Origin of the sequence: Nocardioides sp. NPDC127514 (assembly GCF_040302125.1) — a bacterium.
Classification (GTDB): domain Bacteria; phylum Actinomycetota; class Actinomycetes; order Propionibacteriales; family Nocardioidaceae; genus Nocardioides.
This window is the reverse complement of the sequence record NZ_JBEORF010000040.1, coordinates 17853-43509: the sequence shown is the minus strand read 5'-3', so window position 1 is coordinate 43509 and position 25657 is coordinate 17853. Positions and strand designations below refer to the sequence as shown.

Sequence of the window (25657 nt, the reverse complement as noted above, 5' to 3'; positions counted from 1 at the left end):
TCCAGCCTCACCCAGCGTGCCGAAGTGACCACTCCCGTCAGCGACCGCACCTCTGCGTCGGCGCCCGCGAGGCCCGGCGGCAGCGCCGCACGCTTCGCAGGCAGCGGCTGGACAGACACCGCGATCGTGCTCGTCGCTGCTCTGCTGGCGACAGCCGCGTGGCTGCCCTTCCTCGACCGGCCGCTGACCTCGGACGAGAGTGGATTCCTGATGCTCGCCGAGCAGTGGAGGCCGGGCCGTTCGCTGTACGGGGACTACTGGGTCGACCGGCCACCTCTGCTGCTGTGGCTGTTCACCATCGCAGGCCACTTCGGGCCTGCGGACGTGACGACCTCCGGGCTCGTCGCCCCCGGGCTCAAGCTGCTCGGCGCCGTGGCCAGCGGGATGTCGGTGGTCCTGGCCGGCGTCCTGGCGAGCCAGGTGTCCCCTGGCCATCGCTCAGCGCGGCTCACGGCAGTCGTGCTGGCGGCCGCACTGCTGTCGAGCCCGCTGCGCGGGATGTCAGCGGTCAACGGTGAGCTGCTCGCGGTGCCGTTCGTCCTGCTCGGTCTGGTGTGGGCGGTGACGGCGATGCGCAGGTCATGGGGTTGGCGTACGGCCGTGCTCGCCGCCGGGGCGGGGGCAGCCGGCATGGCGGCCGCGCTGGTGAAGCAGAACTTCATCGACGTCTTCGTGTTCACAGCCGTTCTCGTCGCGGTGTCCCACGGGCGGGTTCCCCGGTTGTGGGAACGGGCCGCCACGTTCGCGGGCGGCGCCGCGGTGCTGCTCGGCGCGGCCGTCCTCGGAGCCTGGGCCCGGGGGACGTCCGTGCCTGAGCTGTGGAGCGCGGTCGTGGTCTTCCGTATCGAGGCCGTGGCGACGATCGACGGCTCGGCATCGTCAGAGACCGTTGCCCGGGGCATGCTGCTCGCGGCGGCGTCGCTGGGCAGCGGTGCCGCCGTGGTGCTCGTCATCGCGGTCGCCGCGGTCCTCACCCGCGGGGCGCCGCTGGCCAGGCCCGTGCTCGCCATGACCGCGTGGGAGCTGTTCGCGATCGCCGCGGGCGGGAGCTACTGGCTGCACTACCTGACCGGCATCGTTCCCGGCCTCGTGCTGTTGGTCGCCATCGCCCGGCCCGGTCCGCGGTCCGGTCCGGCACTGAGCTGCGCAGTGGCCTACTCGGCCGCGGCCGCCGTCGCGGTCTGGACGTCATGGGTTATCGCGCCACCGCAGGTCACACCGGAGAGCCGAGTCTCCTCCTACCTGCGCGAGCACGCGCGCCCCACCGACGGTGTCGTCGTCGGCTTCGGGCACCCCGAGATCATCGCTGCGAGCGGACTGGACAGCCCGTACGAGAATCTGTGGAGCCTCCCGGCGCGTGTCCGCGACCCACACCTGGCCCAGCTGCACGGCGTGATGGCCGGGCCCTCGGCGCCGCAGTGGGTCGTCGTCCACGGCGACAGTCTCGACACCTGGGGGCTCGACGGCGACCACGCGCAGCAGTATCTCCAGCGGCACTACGCCAAACGTGCCAGCTACGGCGACTGGCACGTCTGGCGGCGCCGCTGATGATCAGAAGGTGATCCCCCGGGCGGCGAACCGGTCGCGGACCAGGTCGGCGGCGGCCTGGCCGTCGCGAGCAGCCGCTGCGGCGTACGTCTCGGCTGCGGCGGCCTGGAAGCTGGTGTCCGGGGCGTAGGAGAACTGGGAGTAGATCAGCGTAGTGTCCCAGTCGCGGGTGGAGAGGCCGAGTGCCTCGTAGCCCTCGCGGATCTCCCACAGCGCCTGGCTCCAGATCTGGCCGTCGTAGTGGACCTGGTTGCGGCGGTCCTCGAGGGTCAGGTCGAGGTGGAAGCTGCGGATGCAGTGCGGGGCGTCGGTGTAGGAGGTCGCGTCCCAGTCCATCGGGCAGGAGGGGTCGGCGGCGACCGGCCAGCCGAACTCCGAGGCGGCGTCGAGCCCGACGGTCACGGCGAGGTAGTCGCCGAACGACTCCCCGATCGCGCCGGCGTCCAGGCTGCTGCCGTAGCCGGGAACCTGGCTGGCGTGGACGGCGTGGCCGTACTCGTGGACGATCACCTCGGCGTCCTCGGCGTCGTCGACGCCGCCCTTGCCCAGCCGGATCCGGTAGGGCTTGTCGGTCTGATAGGAGTTGTCGCCGCCGTACTGGTTGATCTTGACCGAGAACGGCTGGTTCAGGACGCCCGGGAGCGTCTCGCCGAAGCCGAGGGTGTGCAGGTAGGTCTGCGCCCGGGTGACCCAGAAGTAGCCCATGACCTGCTCGAACTGGTCCTGGTGGCGGTCGTAGGAGTAGCTGTTGGTCGTGGAGTACGCAGGCGTGCCGGTGCTCGACTCGACGACGGCGTAGTCGCCGCGGAGGTAGCCCGAGCCGTCCAGGTGGGTGAGCGGCACCTCGGCGTAGGCGCTGTCCGGGACCGCGCTCGCGGCGTCCTTCTGGTCGGTCAGGTTCTGGTCGTTGCTCGACTGCACCGGGTTCACCATGAACACGCGGGCGGTGCCCTCGGAGGAGCCGCTGCCCGGGGCCGCGGTCACCGGGCTCAGCGGGACGGCGAACCCGGCGGTGGCCGCCAGTCCGGCGGTGACGGCGATCGAGAGTCTGCGCATGTGGGGCATGGTCTTCTCCTGGAATGAACGGCCGTGCGGCCGGGTGATACCGGGAGGCTATACCGCGAGGATGTCCTTGGACAGGAGTTCTTCCAGAGGAAGGTCGGGATCGAGCTCGATCCCGAAGCCGCGGGCATGGCCGTCGATGACGAACCAGATGGACCGAGCAGTGAGCCGCTCCAGCGTCTCGGCGGGCAGCCGGTCGCCGGTGCGGGTCAGCCAGCGGCGTACGGCCCCGAAGACCGCGCCGACCAGACCGTAGATCAGCGGGTCGAGGGCCTCGGCCTCCTCCTCGGTGGGCGTGCCCCCGAGGGCGAGGACGGCGGTGCCGACGATCGCCGAGATCCGTCCGGCGAGCTGCTCCATGCCCTGCTGGAACGGGCCCTCGTCGTCGCCGCCTTCGATGTCGTGGTCGGCAGCGAGGTGGAGGGCGGGATGCGCCCGCGCCCAGTGGATGTAGGTGCCGATGATCCGCTCGATGATCTGCGGGACCGTGCCGTCGAGGGTGATCCCTGGCAGCAGATCGGACCAGAGCCCGTCGAGGATCGCCTGCTGGACAGCCCGGTCGAGGTCGGCGCGGTCCTCGAAGTGGCGGTAGATGACCGTGCGGGACAGCCCGGCGCGCACCGCGATCTGCTGCACCTGCACGTCGGCGCCGGGCTCACCGGCCTCGATCACCGCGATCGCGGCGTCGATGATCTGCTGGCGGCGCTGCTCGTTGTGCTTGCTCCACCGGTCCTGCCGACCATCGCGCTTCTCCCCGGCCACCCGCTTCTCCCCCTGATCCCGTGACGTTTGTCGAGAGCGTTCTCAGCGCTCCTTGCGACGCCCAAGAGAGTATCGGGGTTTCCGCGACTTCGCGGCGATGCCCCGCATCTCCTCGACATCGGTGATCTTCACCCGCGGCCGGCCGGACTCGGCGCCACGTCGCTTCTCCTCGCGGTCGATCGCCTGCCAGCCGGCCAGGTCGACCATGCCGGGCTGGCGGCTGCGTACGACCGCGGTGATCTCGCCGGCGTCACCGACCGGAGCCGGGATGCGGTCCGTGTCGAGGTCGTCGAGCAGCTGCTCGACCGTCTCCTCGGCGTCGGACTTGTTGGTGCCGATGAAGCCGTTGGGACCACGCTTGACCCAGCCCGCGACATAGACGCCCGGCAGAACCCGGCCGCGCTCGTTGGGGACGGTGCCGGTCGCGGCGTCGTAGGGGAGGTCGGCCACGGGCAGCCCCTTGTAGCCGACCGCGCGCAGCAGCATCCCGGTCTCGAGGACCTCGGTCTCGCCGGTCGCAACCGCCCGGACGACGCCGTTCTCGTCGCGCTCGAGGCGGTTGCGGCCGACCTCGACCCCGGTGACCCGGCCCTCACCCAGCACGCGCACCGGCGAGCTGAGGAAGCGAAGGATGATCGTACGCAGCTCCGGACGGACCTCGCGGCCGGCGAGCTCACGCAGCAGCCGGGTGGTGGTGTCGCCGCCGGCGAGCGCCTCCTCGATCGGCAGGTCCCCGGTATCGACGATGACGTTGATCCCGGTGTGGCCCATCAACCCGACCAGCTCGGGCACGGTGAAGGCCGCCTCCCCGGGCCCCCTGCGCCCGAGGACGACGACCTCCCTCACCGCGCTGTCGCGCAGCACCGCCAGCGGTCCCTCGGCGACGTCGGTCCGGGCCAGCCGCTCGGGGTCCTCGGCGAGGATCCGGGCGCAGTCGAGCGCCACGTTGCCGTTGCCGACCAGGACGACCCGTCGCGACGGGAGGGACTCCACATCGAGGTGGACGGGCAGGTCCTGCTTGTCCGGGTGGCCGTTGTACCAACCGACGAAGTCGGTCGCACTCAGCGAGCCGGGCAGGTCGTCGCCCTCGATCCCGAGAGCGCGGTCGCTCGCCGCGCCCACGGTGTAGACGACCGCGTGGTAGCGAGCGGTCAGCTCGGCGTGGGAGACGTCCTTGCCGACCTCGACGCCCAGGAAGTAGCGGAACCCGGGCTGCGACTCGATCTGCGCGAAGAGCTTCTCGACCTGCTTGGTGTTCTGGTGGTCGGGCGCGACACCGGCCCGGACCAGGCCGTACGGCGTCGGCAGCCGGTCGAAGACGTCGACGGAGATCTCCGGGTGCTTGAGCAGCTCGTCGGCGGCGTACATCCCCGCCGGCCCGGCGCCGACCACCGCGACCCGGAACGGTCCGGTGCGGGTCAGCCGACGCTGGGGGTGGACCAGGGCGAGCGGGGTGCGGTCCTTGTGCGGGAAGACCTCGAAGTACTCCGCGTTGATCGCCAGGAACGGCGTCTGCGCGGCCGTCAGGGTCGTGTGCGGGACGATCGCGTCGGCCGGGCAGGCCGTGACGCAGGCTCCGCAGTCGACGCAGCTCTTGGCGTCGACGTAGAGCATCTCGGCCTCGCCGAAGCCGGGCTCGCCCGGGGCGGGGTGGATGCAGTTGACCGGGCAGGCGACCACGCACGAGGCGTCCGCACAGCACGACTGAGTGACGACATGAGGCACTTTGGGACTACCGTTCTAGGGCGTCGGGCTCAGGGGATCAGTAGGACGCCGCGCGCGGCTCGGCGCGGAAGCGCGAGGCGCGGCCGTCGATGCCGGTCATCCTCCACAGCAGCTTGGCCGGGCCCTTGCGGATGCCGAGGTTGTCGGCCAGGAGGCGTACGTCACCGAAGAGGTCACGCAGCAGCTTCTCGGACTCCTCGGAGTCCCACCAGATCTCGCGGGCGACCTCGTCCGGGATGCCCATGTCGTGGCGGGCCTGCTTGCTCGGGACCATGATCACGTCGCAGAGCAGGCGCATGATGATCGGGAACAGGTAGGCCAGCAGGGTCTTCTTCACCCGGCCGAGCTCGGGCACGTGCTGCTCGAGGTACTGGTGGGCGAAGCCGATGTGGCGCGCCTCCTCGGCGATGTGGATCTGCATCACGCGGTTGGCCACGGGGTGGCTGCCGCCGGCGCGCATCGCGCCCTTCTGCAGGTGGTCGATCGGCTCCTCACCGGCGAGGATGCCGGTGAAGAACGCCTCCGGGAACCAGGCACCCGCCGAGGCGAGGAGCGGCACCAGGACCTTGTAGTAGGTCGGCGCACCCGCCACGTCCGGGTTCACCCGGTTGACGAGCTCCTGGAACATCTGGGTGTGGTGGGTCTCCTCGGTCACCTCGTGAGTCGCGTAGCGGAACTCCGGGTTGTTGTTCTTCGACCAGACCAGGTGGTTCATGACGCCGCCGATGAGCAGCTGCTCGAACTGCAGGCCGACCTTGGCGACCTGGGCCCAGCGGTACATCCCGATCTCGATCTGGCGCTCCTTGGAGAGCGCCTTGTACCACGGGTGGGCACCGATCTCGTCGGCGTCGTTGAGGATCCAGCGCTCGTCGCCCGGCAGCACCGCGAGCTCGTCGGAGTCCCAGTCGATGTCCTTGAACGGGTCGAAGTGCACCTCCACCGAGGCCTCGGACAGCGTACGAAGCGTGTCGAGGTAGGCCTGCTTGCCCTGGCGGACGTATCCAGTGGACTTCTCATCCTGAACGGCGGTCATGACGATCGCTCCTTCACCGTTGAGTTCTACGTTGAGCTGCTAACGACGTGACCCACGTTACCCGGACACGCGTCCCGATAACAAGAGTACGCGCGACTTCGTGTCACGTTTATCTTTCGGCCGCTCAGCGGCCCGCCGGAAATGCCGCGAGGGCGGCGCGTGACATGTCACGCACCGCCCTCGAGAGGTCTCGGGTCAGACCTGCTCGTGCGACTCCACAGCGGCGACGATCCGCTCGATCGCCTCGTCGACCGGGATGCCGTTCTCCTGGTGACCGTCGCGGTAGCGGAAGCTGACCGCGCCCTTCTCGACGTCCTCGCCACCGGCGATCAGCATGAACGGGATCTTCTGGAGCTGGGCGTTGCGGATCTTCTTCTGGAAGCGGTCGTCGGACTCGTCGACCTCGACCCGGATGCCCTTGGCCTTCAGCTTGGCGGCGACCTCGTAGAGGTAGTCGTCGAACGCGTCGGCGACCGGGATCCCGACGACCTGGACCGGGGCGAGCCACGGCGGCATGGCGCCGGCGTAGTGCTCGACCAGCACACCCAGGAACCGCTCGATCGAACCGAACTTGGCCGAGTGGATCATCACCGGCTGCTGGCGGGTGCCGTCGGCGGCCTGGTACTCCAGGTTGAACCGGTCCGCGGCGGGCTGGTTGAAGTCGTACTGCACCGTGCCCATCTGCCAGGTCCGGCCGATCGCGTCCTTGGCCTGGACGGAGATCTTCGGCCCGTAGAACGCCGCGCCGCCCGGGTCGGGCACGAGGTCGAGACCGGTCTCGGACGCCACGTCCTCGAGGATCTTGGTGGCCTCGGCCCAGTCCTCGTCGCTGCCGACGAACTTGTCCTTGTTGGAGTCGTCGCGGGTCGACATCTCCAGGTAGAAGTCGTCGAGACCGAAGTCCTTGAGCACCGTCAGCATGAAGTCGAGCAGGTGCTTGACCTCAGCCGGCGCCTGCTCCTTGGTGCAGTAGGAGTGCGAGTCGTCCTGGGCGAAGCCACGCACGCGGGTCAGCCCGTGGATGACGCCCGACTTCTCGTTGCGGTAGACCGACCCGAACTCGAACAGCCGCAGCGGCAGCTCGCGGTAGGAGCGCCCGCGCGAACGGAAGATCAGGTTGTGCATCGGGCAGTTCATCGCCTTGAGGCGGTAGTCCTGGCCGTCCACGTCCAGCGCCGGGAACATGCCGTCGCCGTAGTAGGGCAGATGGCCCGAGGTGTGGAAGAGCTGCTCACGGGCGATGTGCGGGGTGCCGACGTACTCGAAGCCGTGCTCGATGTGCTTGGCGCGTACGTAGTCCTCCATCTCCCGCTTGATGATCCCGCCCTTGGGGTGGAAGACCGGGAGGCCGGAGCCGATCTCGTCGGGGAAGGAGAACAGGTCGAGCTCACGGCCGAGCTTGCGGTGGTCGCGGCGCTCGGCCTCCTCGATCCGGGCCAGGTGGGCGTCGAGCGCCTCTTTGGACTCCCAGGCGGTGCCGTAGATGCGCTGGAGCTGCTTGTTCTTCTCGTCGCCGCGCCAGTACGCCGCGGCGCTTCGCATCAGCTTGAAGGCCGGGATCCGCTTGGTGGTCGGCAGGTGCGGACCGCGGCACAGGTCCTTCCACGCGATCTCGCCGTTGCGGTCGAGGTTGTCGTAGATGGTCAGCTCGCCGCCGCCGACCTCCGCGCTGGCACCTTCGGCGGCGTCGGCAGCCGAGCCCTTGAGGCCGATCAGCTCGAGCTTGTAGGGCTCGTCGGCCAGCTCGACGCGGGCGTCGTCGTCGGTGGTGACCCGGCGGGAGAACTTCTGGTTGGCCTTGATGATCTTCTTCATCCGGGACTCGATCTTGACCAGGTCCTCGGGCACGAACGGGGTCTCGACGTCGAAGTCGTAGTAGAACCCGTCGGTGACCGGCGGTCCGATGCCGAGCTTGGCCTCCGGGAAGAGCTCCTGCACCGCCTGCGCCATCACGTGCGCGGTCGAGTGGCGCAGGATGTCGTGGCCGTCCTTGGAGTCGATCAGGACGCCCTCGACGGCGTCGCCGTCGACCAGCTCGTAGGAGAGGTCCTTCAGGTCCTGCCCGACCCTGGCCGCGATCACGTCGGGGTTGTCCGCGAAGAGCTCCCACGCCTTCGTGCCCGTAGTGACCGCCCGTTCCTCGCGCCCGTCGGGGGTGAGTACGGCGATCTTGATCTCGGACACGGATGCTCCTGTGGGTTCCAGTGGTGTGTGGACCGCGATGCTCGCGCGGCGTTCCGATCGTATCCGCCGCCGGCGGCGGACTGCGAATGGGTGAACCCGTGTCAGATACGGTCGTGGGACAGGCGCGCAGCGGCCCGGACGGTGCCGAGTCCTCGACCCGGTCGACGAGAACCCGTGGGGGCATGCGGCTAGAATTCCGAGCCTCGATCGACGTCCATCCCAGTCCTTGATGTGAAAGGCCTCGTGCTCCCCACCACCGGCCCCAAGTCCCGTCTCATCGACCCTTCTCGCCGGGTGCGCCGGTTACAGCGGCTCACGTCGGCGGCGACCGTCCTGATCACCCTGGGCCTCGGCGCCCTGGCGATGCTGCTCCCAGCCACCGTCGTGGCGCAGCACGCGGCCGACCGGTGGAACAGCGGGCAGTGGGCGGAGGTGAGCGTGGTGGAGCGGTGCGAGTTCGACGGCGGCACCGGCGAGATCACCTCCTGCCGCGGCCAGTGGCGCGTCGACGGCGAGCGGGTCACCGGAAGCATCCACGGCACCCTGCGCGACATCGGGCGCGACCCCGACCCGTCGAAGGCGACCTTCCGGATGTGGGTGGTCGACTCCGACGCCTACGGAGAGCATGCGATCAACCCGTGGCCGGCCCGCATCCTCGGGATGGGCCGAGAGCCGGTGCTCTGGGGCGGGATCGCGCTCACGGTGCTCGGACTGGTGGTGCTGCCGAGGCGGCGGGCGTGGCTGCGTACGCCTGGCGAGGAGACGCTCACCGAGGACCTCGGCATCCGGCTCAGCACCCACCCCGCGCACGGACGGGCGTGGCTGGCACCGGTCGGGCTGGTCCTCGGCCCGGCGCTCATCGCGTTCGGGGCCTGGGTCGCCACTCGGCCGAATCTGCCGATGGTGCTCGTGCTGGCCGGGGGCCTGGTTGCGCTCGCCGGGCTGATCCTCGGGTTCCGGCTGGCCTGGCTCGGGCTGCAGCGCCCGGTCGCGGTCGACCTCGGGCTCTATGAAGGCGGCCTGGTCCTGGAGTACGCCCGCCACACCGACGTCATCCTCTGGGAGGACGTGACCAGCATCGACACCGGTGTCGTCGACGAGCGCAAGGCCAACCCGCGCATCGACGTCACGCTGCACCTGGTCACCGGCGCCGCGCTTCGACTGCCGCGCGTCGACCACCAGCACTCGTTCACCGCTCACCTGCACCGGATCTCGTCCACCGGATCGCTGCCGACTGGTTGAGACCGGGTGGGGACGGGGTGAGGTAGCGTCGGCGCCGATGAACCAGATGCGCGCAACCGTGGTCCACAAGGGTGAGCTCTCCGTGCGGTCGGTCCCGCGTCCCGAGCCCGGGCCGGGACAGCTGCTGATCAAGGTGCTGCGCGCCGGGATCTGCGGCTCCGACCTGCACGTCCGAGAGCACGCCGACGAGCTCAACGAGGTGGTCACCGAGATCGGCTACACCACCGCGATGACGCCGGATCAGGAGATCGTGCTGGGCCATGAGCTTCTCGGCGAGGTGGTGGCCTACGGTCCGGAGACCCGCGGTCGCTGGGAGCCGGGCACCTCGGTGACGGCGCTGCCGGTGCTGCGTACGGACGGGGCGGTCCACATGGTCGGCTTCGACGTCGACTCCCCCGGTGGTTTCGCGGAGTACTGCGTCGTCCAGGAGGCCTTCACCTTCCCGGTGCCCGACGGCGTCTCGCCCGACCAGGCCGTGTTCACCGAGCCGCTGGCGGTCGCCTTCCACGCCGTACGCCGCGGCGCGATCTCGGCACGGCGCCCGGCCGTCGTCATCGGCTGCGGTCCGATCGGGCTGGCCGTCATCCTCATGCTCAAGGCGCAGGGGGTGAAGACGGTGGTCGCCTCCGACCTCTCACCCGCGCGGCGCGCGCTCGCGGTGAAGTGCGGTGCCGACGTGGTCGTCGACCCGCGCGAGTCCTCGCCGTGGGACGCCTACAAGCAGCGCGGGCCGGTCAGCTCGCTGACCGACTACCTGGGCTTCGGGATCGACGCGATGCAGGTCGTACGCCGCATCCCGCTGCTCCCCTGGGAGACGGTGCTACTCAACGCCGACCGCCTCGGCCAGTCACCGACCGGTCCGGTCGTCTTCGAGTGCGTCGGGGTGCCGGGGATGCTCGAGCAGATCATGACCGCGGCGCCCCTGCACACGCGCGTCGTGGTCGTCGGGGTGTGCATGGAGCCGGACACGATCCGGCCTGCGATCGCGATCCACAAGGAGATCGACCTGCGGTTCGTGTTCGGCTACGACCCCGCGGAGTTCGCGCGCACGCTGGAGCTCATCGCCGGCGGTAAGGTCGACCCCTCGCCGCTGCACACCGGCACCGTCGGCCTCGACGGCGTCGCCCAGGCCTTCTCGGACCTGGCCGACCCGGAGACGCACGCGAAGATCCTCGTCGATCCGTGGACGTGACCCGAGACACGGCACCGACGATTCTGGTGGACGGATCACCTACCGGTAGTATCTGATCCATCAGCGGCCCGTTCCGGTCTTGCCCCCGGCCGCTCTCGGTATCAACTCATTATGGCGAGACACATCGCTTGAAAAGTTGACTCCTTGTCTCAGCAGTCCTTCAGCGCGCTCGGCGTGCCCGCAGACCTCACCGCCGTCCTCGATCACCACGGCATCACCACCCCCACCCCGATCCAGGCCGCGACCCTGCCGGACTCCCTCGCCGGGCGCGACGTGCTCGGTCGTGGGCGGACCGGGTCGGGCAAGACGTACGCCTTCCTGCTTCCGCTCGTCGCCCGCCTCGCGGGTGGTGCCAGGGCGAAGTCCGGCAAGCCGCGGGCGCTCGTGCTCGCCCCGACCCGCGAGCTGGTCCGCCAGATCGAGGAGTCGCTGCGGCCGCTCGCCGCGGAGGCCGGCCTGAGCGTGCAGACCGTCTTCGGTGGTGTCGGGCAGAACCCGCAGGTCATCGGCCTGCGCAAGGGCGCCGACGTCGTCCTCGCCTGCCCCGGCCGGCTCGAGGACCTGATCGCACAGCGTCACGCCGACCTGTCCTCGATCGAGGTCACCGTCCTGGACGAGGCCGACCACATGGCCGACCTCGGCTTCCTGCCCGCCGTGCGGCGCCTGCTGACCATGACGCCGAAGGGCAGCCAGCGACTCTTGTTCAGCGCCACGCTCGACAAGGGCGTCAACGTGCTGGTCAAGCAGTTCCTCCAGCAGCCGGTCGTGCACGAGGCCGACTCGGCGCAGTCGCCGGTCGCCGAGATGGAGCACCACGTGCTCCACCTCTCCGCCCGCGAGCACCGCATCCCGGTGCTCGCCGACCTGGCCGCCGCCCCGGGCCGCACCGTCGTCTTCACCCGCACCAAGCACGGCGCCAAGGGCGTCGCCCGCCAGCTCGGCCGCGCCGGCATCCCGGCCGTCGAGCTCCACGGCGACCTCTCCCAGAACGCCCGGGTGCGCAACCTGGAGGCCTTCCACTCCGGCCGGGCGACCACCCTGGTGGCCACCGACATCGCTGCCCGCGGCATCCACGTCGACGACGTCACCCTCGTCGTCCACGCCGACCCGCCCGCCGAGCACAAGGCCTACCTGCACCGCTCCGGCCGTACGGCCCGCGCCGGCGCCTCCGGCACCGTGGTCACCCTGATGCTGCCCGACCAGGTCAAGGACGTCCGTACGCTCACCCGCGCCGCCGGGATCAAGCCGACCACCACCCGTCTCGACGGGCCCTCACACCCGATCCTGGTCGAGCTGGCTCCCGGCGAGCGCACCCGGCCCGGCCCGTTCGTGCCGGTCGTCGCCCAGCCCCCGCGCCGCCCCGCCGGCGAGGGCACCGGCAACCGGAAGAGCCGCCCCGGCTCGCGTGCCCGCAAGCGTCAGCGGGCTGCTGGCTCGCGCTGAAAACGGGTAGTCCGGTAGCGAACTGCCTATTACCGGCCAGTATTTGGGCAGTTCGCTCCCGGACTACCCCGCCAGCCACCTGCCGGACTCCGACTCGAGACTGAGGACCCCGCCCGTCTGCCGAACTAGGGTGGCCGGGTGACTGTGCACGACGACGGCTCCTCCGGCCAGCTGGCGACCTTCTTCGCGACCGACGACGACTGGGAGCGGGAAGGCTCGATCACGCTCGGCGACTGGCTGGTCGGTGCGGTCGTGCTGGTCGCGAGCCTGGTCACCCTGGAGCTGATCCGAGGAGTCGGGACGCTGGACTCCAGCGACGCACCGACCTGGGTCGAGTGGACGGCGGTGGTGATCGGCGCGGCGCTGCTCGTCTTCAGGCGGCGCTTCCCGCTCACGATCGCGCTCCTGGCCGGGCTGCACATGTTCGTCACCGGGGTGTGGCTCCCGACCGTGATGGGGCTGCTGCCCATGCAGATCATCTACTTCGTCGCCTTCTTCGCCGGAGCAGCCTGGGCACGGCGCCGACGGGACATGGTGATCGTGATGGGGCTGATCACCCTGTTCATGTTCGCCTGGCTCTCCTGGCAGTTCGCGGTCGGCAGCGGCATCGACGAGATCCGCGAGTCGACCGCCGACGCGGAGGGCTCCTCGCTCATCGGGCCGGTGACCGCCTACGTGCTGCTCACCACCTTGATGAACCTGCTCTACTTCGCCGGTGCGATCGTCGGCGGCCAGGTCGCCTGGCGGGGCGCACGGCAGAAGGCCGAGCTCGCCGAGCAGGCCGCGACCATCGCCGCCCAGTCCGGGCAGCTCCAGCGCCGCGCCGTGATCGACGAGCGGCTGCGGATCGCCCGTGAGCTGCACGACGTCGTCGCCCACCACGTCGCGGTCGTGGGCGTCCAGGCCGCCGCCGGGCGCAAGCTGCTCGAACGCGGCCGTCCCGATGACATCGAGGGCGCCGCCGAGGCGCTCGGCAACGTCGAGGCATCCGCGCGCGAGGGAGTCACCCAGATGCGTTCGCTGCTCGGCACCCTGCGCGACCCGGCCGGCGACGAGGAGACCGAGGGCCCGGAAGTACGCCGTCCCGAGCCGCGCCTCGAGGACCTGCCGGCGCTCCTGGACGAGGTGCGCGAGAGCGGGCTGCAGGTCGACTACGAGGCCGTCGGTCCGGTCGAGGACCTCTCGGTTCCGCTGGCGCACTCGGTCTACCGGATCGTCCAGGAGGCGCTGGCCAACGTACGCCGCCACTCCACCGCCGACCGCGCCCAGGTCGTGCTCCGCGTCGACCGTGCGGCGGCCGCGCCGTACGCCGAGGTCGAGATCACCGACAACGGCCGGCCCCGGCACGGCACCTCCGGCAGCGGCCTGGGTCTGCTGGGCGTACGCGAACGCGCGGCCGTCCGGAAGGCGGAGGTCGACATCGGGCCCAGGGCCGTCCAGGGTTTCCGGGTGCGGGTGCGGTTCCCGCTCGACTCCCTCGTCACGTCGGCGGGAGCGGCGCGATGATCCGGGTGCTGCTCGCCGACGACCAGCAGCTGGTGCGCTCGGGGTTCCGTCTCATCCTCTCGATGGAGGACGACATCTCGGTGGTCGGTGAGGCCTCTGACGGCGCCGACGCGATCGCGAAGGCGCGCGAGCTGCGGCCCGACGTGGTGCTGATGGACGTACAGATGCCTGGCACCGACGGCATCGAGGCGACGCGCACGGTGGTCGCCGAGGGGCATGCCAAGGTGATCATCCTGACCACGTTCGACCGCGACGACTACCTCTTCGACGCGCTGGCCGCCGGCGCGAGCGGCTTCCTGCTCAAGAACGCCGACCCCGACTCCCTGGCCGAGGCGGTGCGGGCCGCCGCCGAAGGGCATGCGCTGCTCGCCCCGGAGGTCACGATGCGGGTGATCGGCCGGGTGACCAGCGACAACGCCCCGTCGGCGCCGAGACCGAAGCCGCCCCGGGAGCTCGACCTGCTCACCGCTCGCGAGCGGGAGGTGCTGCTGCTCATCGGCGAGGGACTGAGCAACAACGAGATCGCCCGCCGGCTGTTCCTCACCGAGGCGACCGTGAAGACCCACGTGTCGGCCTGCCTGGCCAAGCTGCAGCTGCGCGACCGGGTGCAGACCGTGGTCTTCATCCACCGTCACGGCCTGCTCCCCGCCGGCCCGCCCAACGGGTGAGGTCGAGCTCATCCTCGCGACGGATCCGCCCGGCGCGGCGCTGAAATAGCGTGGGTCCCGTTCGTTTCCAACGCAGAGGAGATTCGATGCTCGAGGTCAGCGGGCTGACCCGCCGCTTCGGCGAGATGGTCGCCGTCGACGACGTGTCCTTCCCGGTCCCGTCCGGTGGGCTCACCGGGTTCGTGGGCGGCAACGGTGCCGGGAAGACCACCACCATGCGGATGATCATGGGGGTGCTGGCCGCGCACGCCGGGACGGTCTCCTGGCAGGGGCACGAGGTCACCCGCGAGGACCGGCGGCGGTTCGGCTACATGCCCGAGGAGCGCGGCCTCTACCCGAAGCAGCCGATCCTGGACCAGCTGGTCTACCTGGCGCGGCTGCGCGGCATGTCCACCGCCGGCGCGCGTCGGGAGATCACCGTGCTGCTGGAGCGGTTCGGGCTCGGCGGTCGCACCAAGGATCCGCTGGAGAAGCTGTCGCTGGGCAACCAGCAACGGGTCCAGATCATCGCCGCGCTCGTCCCCGCGCCGATGGCGCTGATCCTCGACGAGCCCTTCTCCGGGCTCGATCCCGACGCCATCGAAGCGATGGCGGACCTGCTGCGCGAGCATGCTCGCGACGGCGTACCCGTCGTCTTCTCCTCCCACCAGCTCGACCTCGTCGACCGGCTGTGCGACCGGCTGGTGGTGATGGCCCGCGGCCGGGTGGTCATCCAGGGGACGGGTGAGGAGCTGCGCGCCGACGCGGCGCTCCGCTACCGGCTCGTGCTCGACGGTGACGCCGGCTGGGTACGCGACCTGCCGGGGCTCCACGTCCGCGACGTCTCGGGCCCCGAGGCCGAGATCGAGGTCGTCTCCACCGGTGCCGAGCAGAAGCTGCTCACCGAGGCCACCAGCCGCGGGAACGTGCTCGACTTCCACCGCGTCGTACCTCGCCTGTCCGAGATCTACCGGGAGGTCACCGCATGACCACGTCCACCCCCCGGAGCCAGCCCGTGTGGCAGATCGTCGCGCGCCGCGAGATCGCGGTCCGCGCCACCGACAAGTCGACCCTGATCGGCACCGCCGTGATGCTCGCGGTGATCGTGGGCGTGCTCGGCTTCACCGCGTGGAGCGAGAGCCGCGAGAAGACCTACGACCTCGCCTACTCCACCACGGCCTCGCAGGCGATGGTCGAGGGCATCGCCGAGCGCGCCTCCGACATCGACGAGAAGGTACGCATCGTGCCGGTCGCCGTCGACGACGCGGACGCCGCCCGACAAGCGCTCGAGGAGGAGCAGGCCGACGCCTATCTGCGTCCGGCCGCCGACGGCTGGACGCTGGTCACGCTCGAGGATGCCGACTCCGAGCTGCGCGACGTGGTCAGCCAGTCGGTCGAGGCGATCGTCCTGGCCGGCAACGCCGACGCGGCCGGCACGACCGCGGCCGAGCTGACCGAGGGCTCGGCGGTCGGAGTCGAGCAGCTCGAGGGCGACAGCGAGCTGTCCGCGATCCGCTACGTCGTCGGATACGCGCTCGCGATCGTCTTCTACTTCGCCTCGATCATGTTCGGGATGACGCTGGCCAACAGCGTCGTGGAGGAGAAGCAGTCGCGGATCGTGGAGATGATCGCCGCCGCCGTACCGCTGCGGCAGCTCCTCGCCGGCAAGATCATCGGCAACGCCGTCATCGCCGTCGGGCAGATGCTCATCTATGTGGCCGTCGGACTCGTCGGGCTGAGCCTGACCGACTTCAGCTTCGCCCTGCCGGCCCTGTCGGGTGCGATCGGCTGGTTCGTGGTCTTCTTCCTGATCGGCTTCGTGGTGCTCTCGACCCTGTGGGCGGTCGCGGGCGCGCTCGCCTCCCGCACCGAGGACCTGCAGTCCTCCTCCACCCCGATCACGATGCTGCTCATGGTGATGTTCTTCGGCGCCCTCTACCTCGACGGCGTCGGCGAGCAGATCGGCTCGTACGTCCCGCCGCTCTCGGCCGTGCTCATGCCGATGCGCCTGGTCGAGGGCACCGCGGCCTGGTGGGAGCCGATCATCGCCGTCGTCCTGCTCCTCGCCTTCGGCGTCGCCCTGGTACGCCTCGCCGAGCGCCTCTACAGCCGCGCCCTGCTCCAGACCGGCGGCCAGCTCTCCCTCAAGGCGGCCTGGCGGCTGGAGGAGTAGCCGAGCCGTCACCCCCGTCGGCCGAGATGTGTCACCGCGTGCCATCTCGATTCGCGTGAGTGACTTCTCGCCCGGCGTACCTGACTTCTCGGCATGATGGGGGCAGTCGACGACGACCCGAGGAGCATGGACATGGCCCGAGAGATCACCACCGTTGTGGAGGACATGCACTATCTGGAGTGCCCGCGGTGGCACCAGGACCGGATCTGGTTCGTGGACTTCTACTCCCACAAGGTCTACTCGGCCCAGGAGGACGGGTCCGATCTCCGGGTCGAGGCGGACGTGCCCGGGCAGCCGTCGGGGCTGGGCTGGCTCCCCGACGGGCACCTCCTGGTCGTCTCGATGCGCGACCGCCGGATCCTCCGCCGTGAGTCGGACGGTTCGCTGGTGACCCACGCCGACCTCAGCGATCATGTCAGCCACCACCTCAACGACATGGTGGTGGACGAGCAGGGCAGGGCGTACGTCGGGAACTTCGGCTTCGACATCATGGCCGGCGCCGACGTGGCGCCGACGGTGCTGCTGCGGGTCGACCCGGACGGGACGGTGGCCGAGGTCGCCGACGACATGTGGTTCCCCAACGGCAGCGTGATCACCGACGACGGCACGCTGATCGTCGACGAGACCTGCGGCAACCGGATCAGCGCGTTCGACATCGCGGAGGACGGGTCGCTGAGCAACCGGCGGACCTGGGCGAAGTTCGGTGAGCTCAGCACGCACACCGCGTTCGCGGAGGCGATGGGCGATGCCGTGCTCGCGCCCGACGGCTGCTGCCTGGACGCCGAGGGCGCCGTGTGGACCGCCGACGCGGTCTTCGGCCGGGTGGTCAGGGTCGCCGAGGGCGGCGAGATCCTCGAGCAGATCGAGCCGGGTGGCGGCGTCTTCGCCTGCATGCTGGGCGGCAGCGACGGCAGGACCCTGTACGTCTGTGCCGCGCCCGACTTCTTCGAGGAGCCGCGCAAGGCCAACACCGAGGCACGGCTGCTGGCCATCCGGGTCGACGTGCCCCGGGCGGGACGCCCCTAGTCCCGATCGTCCTCAGCTCTGGACGTCCGGCGGCGGGCCGTCGAGGCGGCCGGCGCGGCTGCGGATCGGTACGGCGACGTGGAGCGCGTTGCTCTCGAGGGTGAAGTCGGTCGGCGTCTCGGTGACGATCTCGCCGTCGAGGTTGACCGGCATCGCCGTGTCGGTGGTGATCCGCACGGCCGAGGTGGTCACGTGGTGCACCTGGTCGTGCTCGATGAAGTGGCCGCTCTTCAGCAGCCGAGCGATGGAGACGTGGTCGCGCATGCGGCCGCGGACGATGGCGTAGACGTCGAGGAGGTCGTCGTCCACCGAGGCCGTGGGCGAGACGGTGTTGCCGCCGCCGTAGTGTCGGCCGTTGCCGACCGCGACCTGGAGCAGGTCGTCGAGCTCCACCGTGTCGTGGTCGCCCTCGGGGAACTCCAGCCGCGCGGTGAACGGCCTGTGGTGGCGGTAGGCCTGGAGCGTCGCCACGGGGTAGGCCGCCGGCCCGATCAGCTTCTTCAGGCGCGGGTTCAGGGCCTGGGTCACCGCCACGGAGAGACCGAAGGAGGCGACGTTGAGGTAGGCGTGGCCGTTGGCCCGTCCGATGTCGACGTTGATGACCTTCCCCTCGAGCATCTGCTCGACCGCGGTCTGCGGGTCCTGGTCGAGCTCGAGGGTGCGCGCGAAGTCGTTGGCGGTGCCGAGCGGCAGCACCGCCAGCACGACGTCGCTACCGGCGATCCGGGCCGCGGCGGCACCCACTGAGCCGTCGCCGCCGCCGATGACGAGCAGGTCGGGCTTGTCGGCGGCCACCGTGTCGAGCGTGGCCTCCAGCTCCTCCCCCGAGTGGACTGCGTAGGAGTGCACGTCCTCGATCCCCGCGGACCGCAGCATCTCCTCCGACGACGCCAGCGCGTCCTGTCCCCGGCGCGAGCCGGCGTTGACGACGAGGGCGACCTTCACGGAGTCGCGCGACAACAGCGATTGCATATCCACATCAGGAGCGTACGCACTCCACCTGAGTCCGCGCTGGCCCGTTCCTGTGCGTGGCCTGTGCGGCCGGCTACGGGCCCACGGCGCCGGGCATGACCACCTCGGCGAAGACCCCGAACGCCGGCTCGCCGGCCCGGTTGAGCGGGCGGTGGGAGGCGAGCGTCTTCAGCAGACGTACGTCCCTCTCCCCCGTCTCCGGATGGCTGTCGATCACGGCGCAGCGTGGGATGGGTACGCCGATCCGGAGCGTCGCCCCGCCGACCCGGATCTCCCGGCCGAGCCAGGTCTCCTCGGCGTAGGGCTCGTCGGTCTCGACCACGAGGTTGGGCCGGAAGCGCGCCGCTTCCAAATCGTTTGCGCCCGCCTGGCGGGCGAGGTCGCGCAGGGACGCCGTGGTCACCACCGACACAGAACCGGCGAAGACCACGTCGCCGCGGCGCGCACGGGCCAGCCGCACCGGCCGGTCGAGCCACCTCGAGAACAGCGCCGCGTGCGGGCCGCCGAGCAGCTCCAGCTCGACCTCCCGGCCCCAGTAGTCGCAGGTGAGCCGCTCGCCGGTCGCGGCCGGCTCCGCCGTGGCGGTCTCGCCGTCGGGCAGCTCGACCTCGAGCCGGTCGCCGGCCAGGTCCGCCCGGACCGCGACCAGCGAGGGGTGCTGCACGGTCCGCAGTACCCGCCCGTGGGCCGGGTCGGTCTCGTCGACCGACACCAGCGCGAAGCCGCGGTCTCCCACGACCCCCTGGGCGTCGAGCTCCACTCGGTCGTGGGGCAGGTGCTTGGTCCCCTTGATCGGCGCGAACCCCGCTCGTACGACCTTCAGCTCATCGATCACGGGGCCAGTCAACCAGCACTGCGAAACGCCTTGGCACCCTCGGCCGCCAGCTCGGAGTAGCCGGTCGTGCCGGCGCCGAGCAGCTCCTCCGCGGCCCGCTTGACCGCTCCGAGGGCGGCGAACGCGAACGCGCCACCGACCGAGATGCGCGCCGCGCCGGCCTCGGCCAGCTCGGGGACCGACGGGCCGCCCGGCAGCAGCAGGACGTTGACCGGGCGGTCGACGGCGTCGACCAGGCGGCGTACGTCCTCGACGGCGATGACGCCGGGCGCGAAGAGCACATCGGCGCCGGCCTCCTGATAGGCCTGGAGGCGGGCGATCGTGTCGTCCAGATCGTCGCGGCCACGGATGTGGTTCTCGGCCCGGGCGGTGAGGACGAACTGGTCACCAGCGGCCCCGGCCGCGGCGGCGACCCGCTCGGCGGCCTCCTCGATGGAGTAGATCGTGTCCTTCTCGTTCCCGGCGTAGTCCTCGATGGACCCGCCCGCCAGGCCGGCGGCCACGGCGAGCCGGAACGTCTCCTCGACCTCGGCCGTGGTGCCTGCGAAGCCCGCCTCCAGGTCGGCCGAGACGGGCACCTCGACCGCCTCGACCAGCGCGGTGGCGTGCGCGATCACCTCGTCGCGGGTGACCTGGCCGTCGAGACGGCCCAGGGTCGCTGCGTACCCGCTGCTGGTGGTGGCCAGCGCCGGAAAGCCCAGCGAGGCCAGGACCTTCGCCGAGCCGGCGTCCCAGGCGTTGGGCATCAGCAGCGGGCTTCCGGGGACGTGCAGCGACAAGAACTCATCGGCCTTCGACATGGCTGCACCATCCCACGACCGCCTGCTGAGCGCACGCGAGAATCCGACCTAGACTCATCGAACATGGGGCACGATCACGAGCACATCTCACCCGCGGCGGACCGGCGCTACCTGATCGCCGCGATGTCGCTGCTGGGTGTGTTCCTGATCGGCGAGGTGACGGTCGCGATCCTCGCCGACTCGCTCGCGCTGCTGGCCGACGCCGGCCACATGCTGACCGACGTCGGCGCGATCGCGGCGGCGCTGTGGGCGATGCGGCTGGCGGCGCGGCCGGCGCACGGCCAGTGGACCTACGGCTGGAAGCGCGCCGAGATCCTCTCCGCGGCGCTCAACGGCATCACCCTGCTGGTCTTCGCCGCGGTCGTCGGCGTGGAGGCGATCCGGCGCCTGATCGACCCGCCCGACGCCGAAGGCTGGCCGATGCTCGTGGTCGCGCTCGTCGGCTGCGGCGTCAATATCCTCGCGGCCGCCCTGATGGCGCGCGCCAACCGCACCTCGCTCAACGTCGAGGGCGCCTACCAGCACGTCCTCTCCGACCTCTACGGCTTCATCGGCACCCTCGTCGCCGCGGTCATCATCCTGCTCACCGGCTGGACGCGCGCGGACCCGGTCGCCTCGCTCGTGGTCGTCGCCCTGATGACGTACGCCGGTGTCTGTCTGCTCCGCGACAGCGGCCGGATCCTGCTCGAGGGTGCGCCGGCCGAGGTCGACGTCGAGGATCTGCGCCGGCACCTGCTCCAGGTCGACCATGTCGTCGAGGTGCACGACCTGCACGCCTGGACGGTCACCTCGGGTCTGCCCGCGGTCTCCGCCCACCTGACCCTGCTGCCCGAGTGCTTCCTCGACGGCAGTGCGCCGCAGGTCCTCGACCGGGTCCAGGCCTGCCTGGCCGGTCACTTCGACGTCGAGCACTCCACCTTCCAGCTCGAGCCCGAGACGCACCTGGCCCACGAGCCCGGGATGCACTGAGGCTCGCTGAGGTCAGGCCCGCGCGAGCGCGGTGAGAGCCGCCTCCCGCGCCTGCTCGATCGCGTCCTCGGCGACCCCGCACAGGCGCAGGCAGGCCGAGGCGATCGTGGCGACGGTCGTGCTGCCGACGCGGTCCTCGCGGCGGAGGCTGACCACGCTCTCGACCATCTGCACGAGGAGCTCGCCGAGCCCGGGCTCGCCACTGCTCGCCGAGACCCGCTCCCCCGCGGCGCGCTCCGCGACCCGGCTGTAGCCGGCGACGAGGTCACCGCGGAGATGGCCGTAGCGGTCGTAGACGGGTGAGGCGATGACGTCGGGCAGGCGGTAGAGCATGCCGATGTTGTAGGGCATGGCGACCAGTGCGCTCATGTCGCTGACGGCGAGGGCGTAGAGGCCGACGTCGGGCGTGACCGACCCCATCCCGGCCTCGATCTTCCCGGCCTGCTCGACCCGGTCCTGGACCGAGCGCTCGAGCAGCACCGCGAGGATCTCCTCCTTGCTGCCGAAGTGGTAGTAGATGGAGGCCTGTCTCAGCCCGGCACCGTCCGCGATCTCGCGGGTGGTGGTGCCGGCATAGCCGCGGCTCACGAAGAGCTCGGCAGCGGCAGCGAGGATCTGATCTCGGGGGTTCGCCGCGATCTTTCCGGGGAGCAGCCGTGGACGGCCGCGACCCGGGCGCGGCGAGATCTGTGACACCGTGGCATCGCCTTTTTCTGTCGTGCGATAGATAACGTTGGAGAGGGTAAGTTTCGCACTCATATCGAAAGAGTCAAGCGCCCGAGCACGTGTCCTCCGTGGAACCGGTCAGTGCGTGAGCTTGAGCCCGACGACGCAGCCGACGAGCGCGACGATCAGCACGACGCGTACGGGGCTGATCGCCTCATCTCCCGCCACCATCGAGTAGCCGACGGTGAGCGCGGCGCCGATCCCGACCCAGACCGCGTAGGCGGTGCCGATCGGCAGGGTGCGCATCGCCATCGCGAGGCCCACCAGGCTGCCGATCAGGGCGACGCCGAAGACGATCGACGGGACCAGCCGCGAGAACCCCTCGGTCCGGCCCAGGGCGAGCGCCCACACGGCCTCGAGGACGCCGGATACCACAAGAAAAAGCCAGGACATGACCACTCCAGACGGCCGTCTTGTCGCGCTTCCGGGTACGGCTCCCTCGTCCGGCAGCCGGTCTCGGCTGACGTCTTCGACCTTAGCAAACCTGTCACACGATAGAAACTTGGCGGCAACATGGAACGCCGCGTTCTTCAGCACGGGACTCAGCACCGATCGATGAGAGGATGCGCAGGTGACCTTCACCGTCGGCTTCGTCACCGGAGCCACCCCCGACAAGTGGGCCCGGATCTGGCGAGATCGCAGCCGTGAGCGGCTCGAGCTGGTCCCGGTCACCGAGGAGGACCAGGAGCGGCTGCTGCGCGAGGGCGAGCTCGACATGTGCCTCGTACGCCTTCCCGTGGACCGCGACGGCCTCCACTGCATCCCGCTCTACGAGGAGCAGCCGGTCGCGGTGATGGGCCATGAGCACCTGCTCTCGCTGCTCGAGGAGGTCACCCTCGACGACCTCGCCGAGGAGCAGCTGGTCCTCCCGGAGCGCGGGGGCTGGACGCCGTCCGCGGAGCAGATGACGTGGCCTGCGATGAGCGAGAAGGATGCCGTCGAGACGGTCGCCGCCGGCACCGGGATCGCGATCCTGCCCATGTCGATCGCCCGCCTCTACCACCGCAAGGACGCCGTCTCCCGCCCGGTGACCGGCATCGAGCCGACGACCGTCGGCCTGGCCTGGCTGATCGACAACGACGACGAGCGGGTGCAGACCTTCATCGGCATCGTCCGCGGCCGCTCGCGGAACTCCTCTCGCCACTGAGGCCCCCGGCAAATGCCGGGTGAACGCCTGGCGACATCTGCTTCGCCCGGATCCCATTCCACCCAGCGGTGCCGCGGCTCGTCCCTAGACTCTGCCCGATCCAGACAGAAGGCAGGCGTTTTCAGGTGAACCGCACGGGGTGGACGACCGTCGTCGCAAGAAGTCTGGGCCTGGTCCTGCTCGCCTGGTTCCTGGTCGCCAACGCGCTCCCCGGCGGTTCCGGGCCGGACCGGCTGGCCGACCCGGTGACCCTGAAGGTCGCGGCCGGCTCGGAGCTCGACGACGTCCTGTGCGCCGGTGGCACCAGCAAGGCCGAGGAGTCGACCGGCACGCCGGTGCGCTGTGAGCCCAGCAAGCTCGTAAAGCGGCTGAAGGAGGAGACCAACGTCGAGCTCCGGCCGGAGTTCATCGGCACCCTCGAGGCCGCCGACGCGATCGTGGCCGACCCGGACCGCTACGACGCGGCCTGGTTCGCCTCCGACGACTACCTGCGCCTCGCCCTGGCCGCCAAGGGCACCGATGACCTGACCTCCTCCGACCCGATCATGCGCTCACCGGTGGTGCTCGGCGTGCACCACGACGTCGCCACCCGGCTCGGCTGGACCGGCGACGCCGATGTCTCCTGGGAGGAGATCGCCCGCCGCGCCGGCGACGGCGAGCTCGGCTTCCTGATGACCAGCCCCGCCTCCTCCAACTCCGGCCTGTCGACGCTCGCCGGTGTGGCCACCGCCTTCGACGCCGAGCCACCGTTGCAGAGCGAGGACGTCGGCCTGGTCCAGGACGACGTACGCCAGCTCTTCAGCGGCCAGCTCGGCCGCGCGGCCAGCTCCGGATGGCTCTCGGACACGTTCCGGGAGAACCCGGCGGCCTACGACGCGATCTTCAACTACGAGTCCGAGCTACTGACGCTCGCGGAGCAGGTCGAGGACCTGGACATCGTCTATCCCAGCGACGGCACCACCGAGGCCACCTACCCGCTCACGCTCGTCGACGCCGAGAAGCAGAAGGCGTACGAGACGGCGGTCGCGTGGCTGCGCACGGCCGAGGTCCAGGAGGAGCTGAGCGAGAAGAGCGGGCGGAGGCCGGGTCGCACGAGCGTGACGCCCTCCCCCGGCGTACCCGACAACGACGTCAAGACGCTCCCGCTGCCGGACGATCTCGGCACCATCGACGAGCTGATCTTCACCTACTTCGACGAGTTCGCACCGAAGACGCGGACGACCTATCTGCTCGACACGTCCGCCTCGATGGACGAGATCAAGATGAACCAGCTGCGGCGGGCCTTCGAGGGGCTGGCCGGCGACGACACCTCGATCAGCGGGCAGTTCAAGCGCTTCCGGAAGGGCGAGCGGCTCTCGGTCTACACCTACGCCGACGAGACGAGGTCCCTCGGGTCTCTCGTCGTCGAGGACCAGCCGGAGCGGGACCAGGCGCTCACCCGCCTCATCGACCGCGTCGGCGAGCTGACCGGCCACGGCGGCACCGCCTACTACGACGCCATCGACACCGCGTACGCCGACATCTTGGCCTCACCCGAGGAGGGCGCCACCACCTCGATCGTGCTGATGACCGACGGCGAGCAGAACGGCGGGCAGTCCCATGCCCAGCTCAGCAAGAAGTACGAGGCGGCCTACCGCGACCTCGGGGTGCCGCTCTACGTGGTGCTCGTCGGCGATGCCGCCACCTCGGCCGACGCGAGCATCGAGCAGCTGGTCGGCTTCGCCGAGCACACCGGCGGCCGCGAGGTCGTCGCCAAGGACGCCGCCGACCTCCGCACGATCTTCCAGGAGATCCGTGACTACCAGTAGGTCGGAGTCGTCGCTCGCCACCATGGTCAACTCCGGCTTCACCGCCGCCGGAGCGGTTCTCGCCGTGCCGCTGGCCGGTGCCGCCGTCGCGACGAGCGCGTGGGGCTGGGCCGTCGGTGCGGTCGGCGCGGTCGCGATCGGCGCCGCCTCCGCCGCCGTCCGCGCGTACCGCCGCGAGCGGCCGGGGTCCGTGCCGCCGCCACCGCGCGGGATCGAGGGGCGACCGATCCACACCTACTACTTCCTCTCCGAGACCCGCATCGCGATGCTGCACGCCCAGCTCTTCCGCGGTGAGGTCGGAACCGTTCTTCGCGAGGTCGTCAGGAGCTCCTCCGGCAGCGCGGAGGCAGGGCTCGACGTTCCGCCGGTCAAGGCGGTGACCAAGTACGTCCGCGACGTCGCCAGGAAGTACGCCCAGGAGGCTCGCCCCACCCGGGAGACCCTGGTCGGCGACGTGCTGGCCGAGCTGCAGCAGCGCGGGCTGCTGCACGAGCCCGACGGCGAGCTCGACCGGGTCGCCGGCCTGGTCGCGCAGACCGCCTCGGACGACCAGTTCCTGCAGTTCACCGTCGCCGGACCGGACGTGCGCCAGGCGATCCTCGCGGTCCCGGCGCCGGCCACGGACGGGCGCGACAACACCGGGACGCTGGAGCAGAAGAGCCATGGGCTGACCATCACCATGCACGTGGGCAGTCGCGGGAAGCAGGAGGACTTCGACGAGCTCGAGCACCGCGACAACGTGGTCGTGGTCGGCGTGCTCCGCAACCTCAGCACGGCCGACCGGACCGCGACCGTCCGGGTGATCGCGGTCTACTGAGCGACCCGGGTCCGCGCGGGCCGCGCACACGCGGCAGACT

General features: G+C 70.5%; 23 protein-coding genes and 1 riboswitch. Of the genes, 13 read left to right on the top strand and 10 right to left on the bottom strand.

Annotated elements, in window-relative coordinates; all coding sequences use genetic code 11:
* Nucleotides 1-24: 24 nt before the first annotated feature.
* Nucleotides 25-1548 carry a hypothetical protein gene (locus ABTX24_RS26545; RefSeq protein WP_350843918.1) on the top strand — a complete coding sequence of 508 codons (1524 nt, stop codon included), beginning with the start codon at nucleotides 25-27 and terminating at the stop codon, nucleotides 1546-1548.
* Nucleotides 1549-1551: 3 nt separating this feature from the next.
* Here ABTX24_RS26545 and ABTX24_RS26540 read toward each other — a convergent pair whose 3' ends face one another.
* From ABTX24_RS26540 to thrS, 5 genes are all read right to left on the bottom strand, one after another.
* Nucleotides 1552-2604, bottom strand: coding sequence for a M36 family metallopeptidase (locus ABTX24_RS26540; protein WP_350843916.1), 1053 nt, complete (start codon nucleotides 2602-2604; stop codon nucleotides 1552-1554).
* 57 nt (nucleotides 2605-2661) lie between these two features.
* Nucleotides 2662-3372 (bottom strand): TetR/AcrR family transcriptional regulator, encoded by a 711-nt coding sequence (locus tag ABTX24_RS26535; RefSeq protein WP_160022808.1) that lies wholly within the window; start codon nucleotides 3370-3372, stop codon nucleotides 2662-2664.
* A gap of 42 nt (nucleotides 3373-3414) precedes the next feature.
* A complete protein-coding gene (locus ABTX24_RS26530; RefSeq protein WP_350843914.1) occupies nucleotides 3415-5097 on the bottom strand; it encodes an FAD-dependent oxidoreductase in 1683 nt (560 codons plus the stop codon).
* Between the two features lie 37 nt (nucleotides 5098-5134).
* Nucleotides 5135-6130, bottom strand: a complete 996-nt coding sequence (locus tag ABTX24_RS26525) for an AurF N-oxygenase family protein (protein WP_350843912.1) — start codon at nucleotides 6128-6130, stop codon at nucleotides 5135-5137.
* A 195-nt stretch (nucleotides 6131-6325) separates the two neighbouring features.
* Entirely contained in the window at nucleotides 6326-8314 is a 1989-nt protein-coding gene (gene thrS, locus ABTX24_RS26520; protein ID WP_350843910.1) for a threonine--tRNA ligase, read from the bottom strand.
* Between the two features lie 243 nt (nucleotides 8315-8557).
* On the opposite strand from thrS, the gene ABTX24_RS26515 reads away from it, so the two are divergent.
* The 8 genes from ABTX24_RS26515 to ABTX24_RS26480 all read left to right on the top strand — a co-directional run bounded on the left by ABTX24_RS26515 (nucleotide 8558) and on the right by ABTX24_RS26480 (nucleotide 17543).
* A complete protein-coding gene (locus tag ABTX24_RS26515; RefSeq protein WP_350843908.1) occupies nucleotides 8558-9556 on the top strand; it encodes a hypothetical protein in 999 nt (332 codons plus the stop codon).
* A gap of 37 nt (nucleotides 9557-9593) precedes the next feature.
* Nucleotides 9594-10748, top strand: a complete 1155-nt coding sequence (locus ABTX24_RS26510; protein WP_350843906.1) for a zinc-binding dehydrogenase — start codon at nucleotides 9594-9596, stop codon at nucleotides 10746-10748.
* Between the two features lie 144 nt (nucleotides 10749-10892).
* On the top strand, nucleotides 10893-12191 hold the full coding sequence (locus ABTX24_RS26505; protein WP_350843904.1) for a DEAD/DEAH box helicase: 1299 nt from the start codon (nucleotides 10893-10895) through the stop codon (nucleotides 12189-12191).
* Between the two features lie 138 nt (nucleotides 12192-12329).
* Complete coding sequence (locus ABTX24_RS26500; protein ID WP_350843903.1) at nucleotides 12330-13697, top strand: sensor histidine kinase; 1368 nt, start codon at nucleotides 12330-12332, stop codon at nucleotides 13695-13697.
* The gene (locus ABTX24_RS26495; RefSeq protein ID WP_350843901.1) at nucleotides 13694-14365 is read left to right on the top strand and encodes a response regulator; all 672 of its coding nucleotides are present in this window, start codon (nucleotides 13694-13696) and stop codon (nucleotides 14363-14365) included. Before ABTX24_RS26500 ends, ABTX24_RS26495 begins: the two co-directional genes overlap by 4 nt.
* An 86-nt stretch (nucleotides 14366-14451) precedes the next feature.
* Nucleotides 14452-15333, top strand: a complete 882-nt coding sequence (locus ABTX24_RS26490; RefSeq protein WP_350843899.1) for an ABC transporter ATP-binding protein — start codon at nucleotides 14452-14454, stop codon at nucleotides 15331-15333.
* Nucleotides 15330-16517 carry an ABC transporter permease gene (locus tag ABTX24_RS26485; protein WP_350843897.1) on the top strand — a complete coding sequence of 396 codons (1188 nt, stop codon included), beginning with the start codon at nucleotides 15330-15332 and terminating at the stop codon, nucleotides 16515-16517. Before ABTX24_RS26490 ends, ABTX24_RS26485 begins: the two co-directional genes overlap by 4 nt.
* A 132-nt stretch (nucleotides 16518-16649) precedes the next feature.
* Nucleotides 16650-17543, top strand: a complete 894-nt coding sequence (locus tag ABTX24_RS26480) for an SMP-30/gluconolactonase/LRE family protein (RefSeq protein ID WP_350843895.1) — start codon at nucleotides 16650-16652, stop codon at nucleotides 17541-17543.
* A 12-nt stretch (nucleotides 17544-17555) separates the two neighbouring features.
* Here the strand turns inward: ABTX24_RS26480 and ABTX24_RS26475 are convergent, their stop codons facing one another.
* The 3 genes from ABTX24_RS26475 to ABTX24_RS26465 form a co-directional block, all read right to left on the bottom strand.
* Nucleotides 17556-18515 (bottom strand): lipid kinase, encoded by a 960-nt coding sequence (locus ABTX24_RS26475; protein ID WP_350843944.1) that lies wholly within the window; start codon nucleotides 18513-18515, stop codon nucleotides 17556-17558.
* Nucleotides 18516-18588: 73 nt separating this feature from the next.
* The gene (locus ABTX24_RS26470) at nucleotides 18589-19350 is read right to left on the bottom strand and encodes an MOSC domain-containing protein (RefSeq protein WP_350843894.1); all 762 of its coding nucleotides are present in this window, start codon (nucleotides 19348-19350) and stop codon (nucleotides 18589-18591) included.
* Between the two features lie 8 nt (nucleotides 19351-19358).
* The gene (locus ABTX24_RS26465) at nucleotides 19359-20150 is read right to left on the bottom strand and encodes an isocitrate lyase/PEP mutase family protein (RefSeq protein ID WP_350843892.1); all 792 of its coding nucleotides are present in this window, start codon (nucleotides 20148-20150) and stop codon (nucleotides 19359-19361) included.
* A gap of 63 nt (nucleotides 20151-20213) precedes the next feature.
* Between ABTX24_RS26465 and ABTX24_RS26460 the strand changes: the two genes are divergently transcribed.
* A complete protein-coding gene (locus ABTX24_RS26460) occupies nucleotides 20214-21119 on the top strand; it encodes a cation diffusion facilitator family transporter (RefSeq protein ID WP_350843890.1) in 906 nt (301 codons plus the stop codon).
* 12 nt (nucleotides 21120-21131) lie between these two features.
* Here ABTX24_RS26460 and ABTX24_RS26455 read toward each other — a convergent pair whose 3' ends face one another.
* A complete protein-coding gene (locus ABTX24_RS26455; RefSeq protein ID WP_160022780.1) occupies nucleotides 21132-21815 on the bottom strand; it encodes a TetR/AcrR family transcriptional regulator in 684 nt (227 codons plus the stop codon).
* A 108-nt stretch (nucleotides 21816-21923) separates the two neighbouring features.
* Entirely contained in the window at nucleotides 21924-22238 is a 315-nt protein-coding gene (locus ABTX24_RS26450; protein ID WP_160022778.1) for a DMT family transporter, read from the bottom strand.
* A 10-nt stretch (nucleotides 22239-22248) separates the two neighbouring features.
* Nucleotides 22249-22312: riboswitch (guanidine-III (ykkC-III) riboswitch) on the bottom strand.
* Nucleotides 22313-22416: 104 nt separating this feature from the next.
* Between ABTX24_RS26450 and ABTX24_RS26445 the strand changes: the two genes are divergently transcribed.
* The 3 genes from ABTX24_RS26445 to ABTX24_RS26435 all read left to right on the top strand — a co-directional run bounded on the left by ABTX24_RS26445 (nucleotide 22417) and on the right by ABTX24_RS26435 (nucleotide 25617).
* The gene (locus tag ABTX24_RS26445; RefSeq protein ID WP_350843888.1) at nucleotides 22417-22992 is read left to right on the top strand and encodes a LysR family substrate-binding domain-containing protein; all 576 of its coding nucleotides are present in this window, start codon (nucleotides 22417-22419) and stop codon (nucleotides 22990-22992) included.
* Nucleotides 22993-23117: 125 nt separating this feature from the next.
* Nucleotides 23118-24800, top strand: a complete 1683-nt coding sequence (locus tag ABTX24_RS26440; RefSeq protein ID WP_350843886.1) for a VWA domain-containing protein — start codon at nucleotides 23118-23120, stop codon at nucleotides 24798-24800.
* Complete coding sequence (locus tag ABTX24_RS26435; protein WP_160022772.1) at nucleotides 24787-25617, top strand: hypothetical protein; 831 nt, start codon at nucleotides 24787-24789, stop codon at nucleotides 25615-25617. The genes ABTX24_RS26440 and ABTX24_RS26435 overlap by 14 nt, the downstream gene beginning before the upstream one ends.
* The last annotated feature ends 40 nt before the right edge of the window (nucleotides 25618-25657 follow it).